Source organism: Sulfitobacter sp. (assembly GCF_036961165.1).
Lineage (GTDB): Bacteria > Pseudomonadota > Alphaproteobacteria > Rhodobacterales > Rhodobacteraceae > Sulfitobacter.
Window position 1 is genome coordinate 17,048 of sequence record NZ_JBALVJ010000049.1, and the last position, 10,329, is coordinate 27,376.

The 10,329-nt window shown below is 54.3% G+C and carries 12 protein-coding genes; 9 read left to right on the top strand and 3 right to left on the bottom strand.

All coding sequences use genetic code 11. The features are described from left to right. Positions 1-25 precede the first annotated feature (25 nt). Both V7730_RS16680 and V7730_RS16685 read right to left on the bottom strand, forming a co-directional pair. On the bottom strand, positions 26-472 hold the full coding sequence (locus V7730_RS16680; RefSeq protein ID WP_335748727.1) for a LysR substrate-binding domain-containing protein: 447 nt from the start codon (positions 470-472) through the stop codon (positions 26-28). Beyond that, positions 430-954, bottom strand: coding sequence for a LysR family transcriptional regulator (locus V7730_RS16685; RefSeq protein ID WP_335748728.1), 525 nt, complete (start codon positions 952-954; stop codon positions 430-432). The genes V7730_RS16680 and V7730_RS16685 overlap by 43 nt, the downstream gene beginning before the upstream one ends. An 83-nt stretch (positions 955-1,037) precedes the next feature. Here V7730_RS16685 and pobA point away from each other — a divergent pair, with 83 nt between their 5' ends. From pobA to pcaG, 4 genes are all read left to right on the top strand, one after another. Further along, complete coding sequence (gene pobA, locus V7730_RS16690) at positions 1,038-2,207, top strand: 4-hydroxybenzoate 3-monooxygenase (RefSeq protein WP_335748729.1); 1,170 nt, start codon at positions 1,038-1,040, stop codon at positions 2,205-2,207. 78 nt (positions 2,208-2,285) lie between these two features. Next, entirely contained in the window at positions 2,286-2,666 is a 381-nt protein-coding gene (gene pcaC / locus V7730_RS16695; RefSeq protein WP_335748730.1) for a 4-carboxymuconolactone decarboxylase, read from the top strand. Next, entirely contained in the window at positions 2,663-3,400 is a 738-nt protein-coding gene (gene pcaH, locus V7730_RS16700; protein ID WP_335748731.1) for a protocatechuate 3,4-dioxygenase subunit beta, read from the top strand. Before pcaC ends, pcaH begins: the two co-directional genes overlap by 4 nt. Before the next feature lie 2 nt (positions 3,401-3,402). Continuing rightward, complete coding sequence (gene pcaG / locus V7730_RS16705; protein ID WP_335748732.1) at positions 3,403-4,017, top strand: protocatechuate 3,4-dioxygenase subunit alpha; 615 nt, start codon at positions 3,403-3,405, stop codon at positions 4,015-4,017. Between the two features lie 70 nt (positions 4,018-4,087). On the opposite strand, the gene V7730_RS16710 is transcribed toward pcaG, so the two are convergent. Continuing rightward, positions 4,088-5,767 (bottom strand): alkaline phosphatase PhoX, encoded by a 1,680-nt coding sequence (locus V7730_RS16710; RefSeq protein ID WP_335748733.1) that lies wholly within the window; start codon positions 5,765-5,767, stop codon positions 4,088-4,090. 669 nt (positions 5,768-6,436) lie between these two features. Here V7730_RS16710 and V7730_RS16715 point away from each other — a divergent pair. From V7730_RS16715 to V7730_RS16735, 5 genes are all read left to right on the top strand, one after another. Beyond that, positions 6,437-7,624 (top strand): pyridoxal-phosphate-dependent aminotransferase family protein, encoded by a 1,188-nt coding sequence (locus V7730_RS16715; RefSeq protein WP_335748734.1) that lies wholly within the window; start codon positions 6,437-6,439, stop codon positions 7,622-7,624. After that, positions 7,621-8,388: a CDP-alcohol phosphatidyltransferase family protein gene (locus V7730_RS16720; protein ID WP_335748735.1), complete on the top strand. Its 768-nt coding sequence runs from the start codon at positions 7,621-7,623 to the stop codon at positions 8,386-8,388. The genes V7730_RS16715 and V7730_RS16720 overlap by 4 nt, the downstream gene beginning before the upstream one ends. A gap of 60 nt (positions 8,389-8,448) precedes the next feature. Next, positions 8,449-9,243 (top strand): phosphocholine cytidylyltransferase family protein, encoded by a 795-nt coding sequence (locus V7730_RS16725; RefSeq protein WP_335748738.1) that lies wholly within the window; start codon positions 8,449-8,451, stop codon positions 9,241-9,243. 108 nt (positions 9,244-9,351) lie between these two features. Next, entirely contained in the window at positions 9,352-9,480 is a 129-nt protein-coding gene (locus V7730_RS16730; protein ID WP_335748736.1) for a hypothetical protein, read from the top strand. A gap of 151 nt (positions 9,481-9,631) precedes the next feature. Continuing rightward, entirely contained in the window at positions 9,632-9,913 is a 282-nt protein-coding gene (locus V7730_RS16735) for a hypothetical protein (RefSeq protein WP_335748737.1), read from the top strand. The last annotated feature ends 416 nt before the right edge of the window (positions 9,914-10,329 follow it).

Genomic DNA, 10,329 nt, shown 5'->3' on the forward strand with positions numbered 1-10,329 from the left:
GCCTAGGGTCGCATTCGGGGCGCCTTCAGGAATCGGCAATGGACCTTTTGGCTTCGAGCAATGCTTGGCGGAATAGGCGGATTGTGGGCGTTGGGTCCTCTTCGGAGCGCGCCATGATCCCCACGGGGCCGGCCATGGTGCTTGTGTCAATTGGCAGGCGGATAATGCTGCCGGCGTCTATGTCGCGTGCAACAACTCCGTGGCTGATGATCCAGATCGCTTGGGCAGGACCCAACGTCATCGCGCGCCCGAAAGCACCTGACACGGTTTCAATCCGGTTAGCCCAATCGCCGATACCATGAGAAATGAGGAACCGGTCCACCAGCGGTCTGATCGCGGCACCTTTAGGGGGATAAAGAATGCGGAACCCCCGCAACGCGTCGAGCGTGCTTTCGTGCGCGAGCGGATGGTCGGGTGCTGCGGCAAAGATCACTTGTTCTGAGTAGAGCTGGGTGAACGACAGCCCTGCCATCGTCTCGGCCTGCCCATGCGCCCGACAACAAGGTCAAGGTCACCGGACCGCAGGCGGCCCACAAGATCGCCGATACGCCCGTCTTCAACGGTGACTGGCGTGGCGGGCGATAGATCAGCAAATCGAAGGATGACGTCGGGTAGCAGATCGGCTGCCACGCTTGGCAACGCGCCGATGCGCAAGGGGGTCGCGGTGCCCGCAGATAAGGCATCAAGGCTTGACAGCCCATGGCTTAACGCGGCCAGCCCCTGTTCGGCGAATTGCTGGAAAACGGCCCCCTCACGGGTCAACTCAATGCCGCCACGGTCCCTGTGCAGCAGGGTCGCGCCCAAGATCGTCTCAAGGTCCTTGAGCGTTTTCGAGATCGCAGGTTGGGTTAGGTTTATACGCTCGGATGCCGCCTTTAGACTGCCGCAACGCACCGTCTCAACAAAGGCGGACAGGTGGCGCATCTTAATCTGGCGAAGTCTATTGCTTTCCATTTAGGCACCTAATCTGTCGAATATGTCATTTTTAATGCATCATAATGTATACTAACATTGCCACAACATCTGTGGAGGAACCCATGAAGACACAAGTAGCCATCATTGGCGGCGGGCCGGCCGGACTTTTGCTGTCGCAGCTTCTGCATACGCGTGGCATCGACAGCGTGGTTCTTGAGCGCAAAACAAAAGACTATGTCTTGGGCCGCATCCGCGCAGGTGTTTTGGAGCAGGGGTTGGTCAAGCTCATGGAGGAAGCAGGTTGCGCCGACAGGATGCACGCAGAGGGCTTTACCCATGACGGGACGCTGATTTCTTACGGTGACGAGATGTTCCGCATCGATTTTTCCGAGCATACTGGCACGCCAGTGATGGTCTACGGCCAGACCGAAGTGACTCGTGATCTATATACGGCGCGTGAAAAGGCCGGTGGTAAAATTGAATTCAATGTCGGGGGGGTTGTCATTCATAGCGCGAACACGGACACACCACATGTTACATACACGGTGAACGGCGAAGCACGGCAGATTGAGTGTGATTTTGTTGCAGGGTGTGACGGGTTTCACGGTGTCAGCCGACAAACCATCCCGCTGGTTGTGCGCCGCGAATATGAGAAAGTCTATCCGTTCGGCTGGCTTGGTATCCTGAGCGAGACCCCCCCCGTGAACCACGAGCTGATCTACGCGAATTCAAAACGCGGTTTCGCCCTGTGCTCCATGCGCAATGAAAAGCTCAGCCGCTACTACATCCAGTGCTCGCTTAGTGATAGTCCAAGCGACTGGACCGACGAAGCGTTCTGGGAGGAACTCAAACGCCGCATACCGAAGGATCAGGCAGACAAGCTGGTCACCGGCCCATCCATCGAGAAATCTATCGCACCGCTGCGGTCTTTCGTGACTGAACCCATGCGCTGGGGGCGATTGTTCCTGTGCGGGGATGCTGCGCATATCGTGCCGCCGACCGGCGCCAAGGGTCTCAATACAGCGGCCTCCGATGTGCATTACCTCTATAACGGATTGCGTGAGTTCTATGAGAGCGGCTCCGCAGCGGGTATTGATAGCTATTCGGAGAAAGCTTTGAGCCGTGTTTGGAAAGCCGAGCGGTTCTCGTGGTGGTTCTCATCGTTGATGCACCGCTATCCAGACCAGTCGGAGTTCGATCTGAAGATGCAGATCGCCGAGCTGGAATTCCTTAGGTCGAACAAAGCTGCGCAGCAGGCGATGGCTGAGAACTACGTCGGGTTGTCGTACTGATGCAGTATTTTTCTCTTACGCCTTGGTCCTCGAAGAAATGCCCTGCAATTCTATGCCCAATTCTAAAGGAGCAATCACATGTCTAACCGTTTTGACGCTGGCATGGCCGTTCGGCGCGAAGTGTTGGGTGATGCCCATGTAGATCGCGCCGAAGCCAACAAATCCGATTTCGATGCACCTTTCCAGACGATGATTGCCGAAGGGGCTTGGGGTACGCTTTGGGCTGATGACACGATCTCGCGGCGTGAGCGCTCAATGCTGACACTTGCCCTGCTGGCCGCCACCGGTAATTTCGAAGAAATCCCGATGCATATTAGGGCCAGCCACAACACTGGGGCCAGTCCTGAAGACATTTTGCAAGCTTTCATGCATGTGGCTGTCTATGCAGGCGTGCCAAAAGCGAACCATGCGATTAAGCTGGCAAAAGAAACGTACCGGGAACTTGGAGTGGTGCTATGAGCCTGATCAAGCAAACTGGCGGTTTTGTGCCGCGTGACCGTGACTGGCAGCCCGATGCTTTGACGCCCACCTACAAGACCAGCATCAAACGCAGCCCGCAAGCGGCTTTGCTGTCGTTTCCAACCACCTTGAGCGAGGAAACCTCTCCCGTTTTCGGACACAACCTGATTGGAGAGCTCGATAACGATCTGATCCTGAATTACGCCCAAGCAGGTCAAAGTGCGATCGGTCCGCGCATCATTGTGCACGGCCGCGTGTTGGATGAGATGGGGCGCAGTTTGCCTGGAGCCTTGCTGGAATTCTGGCAGGCCAACGCGGGCGGACGCTATCGCCATAAGAAAGAAGCGTATCAGGCCGCGCTTGATCCGAACTTTGGCGGCTGCGGACGCACCATCACAGCCGAGGACGGCTCATACGAGTTTCGCACAATTCAGCCGGGGCCGTATCCTTGGCCAAATGGCATGAATGATTGGCGTCCGGCGCATATCCACTTTTCGGTTTTCGGACATGGTTTTGCACAGCGCTTGATCACACAGATGTATTTCGAGGGCGATCCCCACATCAAGCTTTGCCCGATCGTCGGTGTGCTTAAATCCCAAGACGCCGTGGACGCTTTGACAGCGGCGCTTGATATGCACCGCACTGTTCCGATGGACAGCCGTGCGTTCAAATTCGACATCGTGCTGCGCGGCCAGCGCCAGACTTACTTCGAGAACCGCAAAGAGGGTCTTTGATCATGGTACAGAAACTTGAGTATCTTAACGAAAGCCCCAGCCAGACAGCGGGGCCTTACGTGCATATCGGATGCACGCCGAATTTTACCGGTATCGACATCTATGGCGGGGATTTGGGCGCGTCGATGAAGACGGGGCCGGTGCAGGGGCAAGAGATCACGATCAAGGGGATCGTCAATGACGGGACCGGCACGCCTTTGCGCGATGCGATGATCGAAATCTGGCAGCCTGATGCCGCGGGCCTATTTCCGTCCGCCAATGAGACACGCGGGAAGGCTGATCCGAACTTCACGGGCTGGGGCCGCTCGCCGGGTGACATGACCACGGGTGAGTTTACATTCGACACGGTCAAACCCGGCGCAGTGCCGTTTCCGGACGGACGCATGCAGGCGCCGCACATCACGGCATGGGTCGTTGCGCGGGGTATCAACGTCGGTTTGCAGACCCGCATATATTTCGAAGACGAGCCGGATGCGAACGCTGCTGATCCGATCCTGAGCCGGATCGAGCACCAAAACCGCATCCCGACTTTGCTGGCTAAAAAGACCGGCACGGGAAACTATCGGTTTGATATTCGTCTGCAAGGGCCGGACGAGACCATCTTTTTCGATATCTGAGGCGGTGGCACTGAAGCGGCTGCCTGCTCAATGCAGATCACCAGCCACTTCAGAAATTTTCATGTAGCGGTTAGTTTTTGACCATCCACAGCATGTCAACGTCGTGACGCTTCTTGCCAGCATCTTCACCGATGAGCAGGGTGCCATCGTTCAGCGTCAGGATGTTGTCGGGGTTTGCGGGCAGGTCAGCATCACAGCGGCCCTCTGCATCGGTTTTGCCGACAACATAGGGATCCAGACGCGTGATGTTGTAGTCATCTCCTGTCGTCGCAACATAGGTCGCGCCGCAGCCTTCGGCGTTGAGGGCGATAGCACCGGCAACATCGGGGTCGATGACGCCTGTGGACCAGTCCTTGTGACCCCAGCTTTTGTCCATCGTAAACGACAACGCAGATACCCCGAGATAGACGTTCTTCCCGTGGGATGTCACGCCTTCCAGTTTGTCCCATTCATTCGTCGCCCCCATGGCCGCGGCCGTCCGGCGGGACTCCAGAAATGCAGCGCGGCTGTCCGGCGCAGTCCCTGCGGCATGCGCACGGATCTGATCATCCGATACATAGTTGGTCTGCCCCTCGACATAATCGGCAACCTGAACGTTGTCATATTCAGTAATCCAGGTTTCGATTTCGGCATTGTTGGAATGGCCTAGTTCGACCCATGTGACGTCAAATCCTGCGACGGTCGGGTCCGCACTGTCATCTTGTGCTAGCTTTGCGGCAAACAAGGTGCCCTCACTTAGATCGCCAGCAACGTCAGTAACGAACTTGAACAGAACGCCGCCTGAGGCGGTGTTGTACTTATCGTCAGAGTAAACAGCGCTGTCGTCATCGGTCATGTAGATTGTTTTGTTGTCTGGCATGATTGCTGCGGTCTCATGCGACAGGCGGCCTGTCGCATAGTGTTTGACCAGTTCTTCCGCGTTAGCAGAGGCCGCGTTGTTAATCTCGATCATATAGCCGTAGCGGTAAGGGTTCGCCATTTTGCCAATGTACTGCGACATGTTCTTGGGTTTGATGTAGTTGATGTCATTGCCGCCCTGAAAGCTGGCCCGTTCATCGTCGTCGTGATTGTCCGGGTGGTTCCAGGTGGCGGAGTTGTAGAAGAAATACTCTTCAGCCAAAAGCGGCGTGCCCCAAGGCGTCACAATCCCTGAACACAGAACCGCGCCGCCATCGACAGGGGCGAGATCGAGCATTTTCGAAGACGCCAGATCAGCGGTCCATTTGCCGCCGATGCGTGTCAGGCTCACTTTGGAGACAGCACTTGCGCCGTCACGCCCCGCGCCTTCCCAACCTGTGTAAAGATACGCTGTATTTGCACCTGTCGGCACGAAGCCGTTAAAGTCGGGTGTGTTTGAGACATACATCAACTCACCGGCAGCATCATAAACACCGCCAAAGACCTGACCATTGCCCAAGGTATCTCCGGCCTTGGCAAAAACCACATACTCACCAGAGTTTGTGTGCACGCTATCACGTGCAGTTTCAGCCGGGATCGACATGGTGGGGGCGGATGGATCAAACCCTGCCACATAGCCCACCAGCGCCGCAGGAGCGTCATCCTTGAAGGTGTTCTTGCCGCCCGGATGCTGGGCGTTGAGAAACAGATCACCAATGGCGTTTGTCGAAATACCTGTAACTTCAGCCCCGTCCGGCATCGTTGCGATCCGCGTCAGAGTTACCTCTGCTGCTGCAAAAACTGGCAGCATCGCGATGACAGCTGCGGTTGTAAGTAGATGACGTTTGATCATTCTTTATTCCCCTGTTTCTGTGATTCTGGGTCAATCTTAGCGGAGACATCACATAAACCGGAGTTATAAGTTCTGCGGGATGTGCCTATGCATCGCTTGATGACGCGGGACGTTGGTCGCGATGAACGGGAGCTATCCGTCTTATTCCTCAACTGCGGTCGTCGTTTCCAACATATTCCATAGGCTGGCGCGGCAATTGCTTGTGACCGCGACGGAAACCATTCCTTGCTATTGGGACAGATGCTCTTTACTTGTTTAACATCGGGCGCTCTTTCAGAGCGGGCGAGACCTTGAAATAGGTCAACAGTCAAAGGCCGGTTAGCCTGACACTACCTTCGGATTTTACGAATATTAGCGACGCCGTGAATTGCTGCGCTTTGACGGTCTACAGCGGCCTGAGAACTTGCTCGAAACTTATACATTGCCGCTCGGACGCCATTCTTAGCGCATGATGCTCGACTGATCCGCACGTGTTGCCGGGATCGGGCCGGTCAATTTTATTGCAAGCGTTCAGTGTTCGAACGACCCAGCGACAATCACCCGTAATGGCTGCGGTTTCTAACTCGATTTGTGCCCTCTCGATGTCCCTGCGCGAACCTCGTGCGCGGACGTATCATGGGCGCCGCGACCTCATGGCCTTGTCATGCTGTCGATGGAGCATAACCTAATTTGGACAAATACCTACTTTTCACCCCCGGGCCCGTGAACGTGGCCGACACCTTGCGCGCGGCCATCTGCAAAGCAGACATCTGTCATCGGGAGCCTGATTTTGATGAGCTGCTCGGCAGTATCGAAAACAAACTTATCTCGCTCTTTCAGATCAGAAATCGCGCACGCTACCGTGCCGTCGTGATTACCGGTTCCGGCACTTCAGCAAACGAGGCGATGCTGTCCTCTGTTGTGGGAAAGGGCGCGATCCTGATCTTGTCCAACGGTGAGTTTGGTGAGCGATTGCACAAAACGTCTGTCATCCACAACAAGAACACTCACCTCATCGCAATGCCTTGGGGGACGCCGTTCGATATGCCGCAGATTGCCGCATATTTGCAGACCCATAAAATTGATGTCGTGGCGATGGTACATCATGAGACCTGTTCAGGCATGTTGAACCCGCTCGCCCAGATAGGCGCTATGGCCAAAGCCAACGCTGCACTGTTTGTAGTTGATGGTGTCAGTTCCGTTGGAGCGGAGATGATCGACATGGAGGCGTGCAACATAGCGTTTGTATCCAGTTCCAGTTCCAAGGCCATCGGTTCATATCCCGGACTTTCATTCGTTGTTGGTCGCAAGAAGCACTTCAAAAGGCTGAAACGCCACGCCGCGAAAACGACCTATCTGAACCTTGCGACGTTTTACGCCTTCTTGAAACACCATCGCCAGACGCCGAATACGCCCGCGGTTCTATTGTTCTTTGCGCTAGAGCAGGCACTGACGGACATACTGTGCGAAGGGGTTATGAAACGCTATGCGCGGATCAAAGCCCGCGCTGATTTGCTGCGTGAAGGCATGCGTCGGCTCAACCTCGACTTTTTGATTGAGGAAGAGGACATGTGTTCAATCCTGACAACGGTGCGTGTCCCGCCTTCGGTGTCAGTCCGCGACATCAGAGATCGACTGCGGGCTAAATCGATCATCATTTATGAAGGTAAGGGCTGCTTTTCGGGCAAAGTCTTTCAGGTCGGAAATATTGGCGAGTTGTCCGACTACGACATCCGGTTCTTCCTTGCGGCTCTCAAGGATGTGCTGCTGACGTTGCAGGCTGAAGCAACTGACCTAGTTGCACCTGTAAGATCGAAGGCCGCGACTTTGGTTATGCTGCCCACACCTACCCATGCACGTACGAAGGCGGTCTCATGACAGATAAACTGAAACGGCTTTGGGCCACCAAAACCAAAGACGATGAATGGTGGTCCTCTTTCGTAACATCACCGCTCGGCATCCTTGCGAATTACGGCGCAGTCGAAGTTGCGCAGATAACACCGAACCGTATCACGGCAGCCTCTTTTCTGGTCGCTGTGGGCGCAACGTTCGGGATTGTTGTCGGCGGCAACGGATGGCTGATCGCGGCAGCAATTCTCATCCAGATTAGCCATATCCTTGATTGCATGGATGGCCAGATGGCGCGGTATCGAAAAGTCTCTTCACCGGAAGGCAGCTACTATGACCGTCTGACAGATCAGGTGCAGGTCGCGCTTTGGTTCGGGGCTGCCGGATACGCGGCATATGCTCAAACCGCCGATGTTACCCCTGTGTTCCTCGCTATGATTGGCATCGCATTCTACAATTTGCGTGGGTACGCAAAATACGTCTCCCTTGAAATCGAAATGGCTTTTGATCCTGATTATACGGCGAAGATGGCCGGGTTGAAACGCACCGAGACAACGGCTGGCCTCGGGTTTGACCTGCGGGCGAATTGGGCGTGGTTTCTGAAGGAACAACGAAAGGTATTGGCGTTTGATGAGGGAGTATTCGTCTTTATGCTATCCGCCGCTCTTATCTTTGACCAACTCGTCCCGATGTTGTGGCTGTTCGCAGCAAGTCAGGTTTTCTGGGGCACCTATAGATCCTTTCGGCGTGGGCAGAATATCGGGAAGAACCAAAAAGTTCCCCTCCAGAAATAGCGTTTCAACTTTACTCATTTAGGAGTTCACACGATGACTCACGAAACCAATCGCGCGCCCATGGCCGTTATACTTGCCGCTGGTGTTGGCTCACGGCTTAGCCCCCTTACGGATACCTCGGCCAAATGTCTGTTGTCGGTTGGCGGGTCTGCCATTCTTGAAAGGATGATCCGCAACTGCCTGAGCTGCGGTTTGTCACAGTTTGTTCTAGTGCTTGGCCATAGAGCTGATGAAATCAAACAATTTGTTGATAAGACATTTCGCGGCATCCGCGTAACTTATGTGATCAACGACCGCTATCGTGATACCAATACTGGTTATTCTTTGATGTTGGCATCTGCGGCGGTTGGTACAGCCGAGTTCGTTAAATTTGACGCGGATGTGGTGTTTGATGTGAAGATTTTGCGAGAGTTGGTTGATAGTCGTAAGGCAAACGTCTTGTGTATTGACCGGAATATTGCCCTTGCCGACGAAGAAGTGAAGGTTATCACTGATGACGAAATGCGGGTCCTCGAAGTTGGGAAATCCGTAGACGCCGCACTGGCCGCAGGTGAATCGATCGGCATTGAGAAGATTAGCAGCAAAACGGGGCCACTTCTTTTTGCGCAGCTGTCCGAAACGATGGAGAGCCATGATAATGTGCAGGAGTACTACGAAGCTGCCTATGCAAGGCTGGTGACGCAAGGCGTGGTTTTTGAGGCACTTGATATCACCGGTCTTGATTGGACCGAAATTGATACCGCCGAGGATTTTGCAGCGGCTAATGCAATGTTCAGATCGCCAGTGACAACTATTTCGCGTGGTCAGCAAAGAGCAACAGACGAAACTACCAAAAAGGTGGTTACGTTACCCTGACTCCGACTGATCGAAACCGACATTCGCCTGTGACGGGCGATGGTGAACAACCGCAGCCCACCCGTTGCTATTCCAGAAACGGGTCGCTGCATACTGGAAGGACATACAATGGCTAAAGGTAAAAACAGCAACAAAGAGACGAAGAAACCGAAGCAAGAGAAGCCAAAAGTTCATGCAACGGCAAACTCTATGGCCGGAAAACCCGCCGTTGCGATTGGTGGCAAAAAGGTAAAGTAACTCCTGACGGTACTTAATAAGACAATACCTCAGTCGACCGGTCCTATTGAGCGCTTAGTTCAGTAGGGCCGTTTTTCGACAGGTCCTAGTCGACATTCGTGACCTCTAAAAACGCAGTTTCATCCTCAAAATGAGAACCTAGGAGACTAACATGACCGATGCGAACGAAGCTGGTTCCAAGGTTCATTATATCTGCCAAACATACGTCAAAACGACGAACGGCCCCAATGCGGAGTTCGGCTTGAAGGTTGATAAACAATTCGAGTACACCACGTCGCAAGAGGCGGAGAGCCGGGCCGAGCGAGAGTTTAAATCTGACGGATGCGTCGGCGCTGACGCCTATATGCTTGTTGAGGACGAAAATTCTGGTGAAGTTGGTGAGCCAACGTTTATCGTGCGGTTTGGGTCAGTTCCTGAGAGCGAAGGCTACTAAAGGGCCAACCACATAGATTGAGAGTAAAAGTCATTTAAGCACTAGAGCGCCTCGGATGTTTTGATCGGGCAACCGGGGATGCTTGTCGCGTCACGACACATCCTATCGTAAGCAACATGTACGGCCGATCAATCGGGATCGAGGCGTATATGAATTTTTACAGCGTAGATGCTTCGACCGCTCATATCCCTACGAGAACGGCTCAAGCTGCGCTGAACTATCACGCTGTTTAGCACCTTCCACCGATCAAACGAGGCACTCGCGGCAGAATCGCGCGCGGCGTTTGGGCCTGATCTCCATGGGCGTTTCTGCGCGTCGCATGAAATTTCGGACCGTGTGCCCATAACGGTTAAGGACAGGTTGTTTGAAGTGGTCCGGCAAAATTGGACAGCGTGCTAAGATGTATCCAACCCGAA

What these genes read in the sequence shown, in the direction of transcription:
- V7730_RS16680 (WP_335748727.1), bottom strand. Translation starts at nt 472, where the DNA reads ATGGCAGGGCTGTCGTTCACCCAGCTCTACTCAGAACAAGTGATCTTT.
- V7730_RS16685 (WP_335748728.1), bottom strand. Translation starts at nt 954, where the DNA reads ATGGAAAGCAATAGACTTCGCCAGATTAAGATGCGCCACCTGTCCGCC.
- pobA (WP_335748729.1), top strand. Translation starts at nt 1,038, where the DNA reads ATGAAGACACAAGTAGCCATCATTGGCGGCGGGCCGGCCGGACTTTTG.
- pcaC (WP_335748730.1), top strand. Translation starts at nt 2,286, where the DNA reads ATGTCTAACCGTTTTGACGCTGGCATGGCCGTTCGGCGCGAAGTGTTG.
- pcaH (WP_335748731.1), top strand. Translation starts at nt 2,663, where the DNA reads ATGAGCCTGATCAAGCAAACTGGCGGTTTTGTGCCGCGTGACCGTGAC.
- pcaG (WP_335748732.1), top strand. Translation starts at nt 3,403, where the DNA reads ATGGTACAGAAACTTGAGTATCTTAACGAAAGCCCCAGCCAGACAGCG.
- V7730_RS16710 (WP_335748733.1), bottom strand. Translation starts at nt 5,767, where the DNA reads ATGATCAAACGTCATCTACTTACAACCGCAGCTGTCATCGCGATGCTG.
- V7730_RS16720 (WP_335748735.1), top strand. Translation starts at nt 7,621, where the DNA reads ATGACAGATAAACTGAAACGGCTTTGGGCCACCAAAACCAAAGACGAT.
- V7730_RS16725 (WP_335748738.1), top strand. Translation starts at nt 8,449, where the DNA reads ATGGCCGTTATACTTGCCGCTGGTGTTGGCTCACGGCTTAGCCCCCTT.
- V7730_RS16730 (WP_335748736.1), top strand. Translation starts at nt 9,352, where the DNA reads ATGGCTAAAGGTAAAAACAGCAACAAAGAGACGAAGAAACCGAAGCAA.
- V7730_RS16735 (WP_335748737.1), top strand. Translation starts at nt 9,632, where the DNA reads ATGACCGATGCGAACGAAGCTGGTTCCAAGGTTCATTATATCTGCCAA.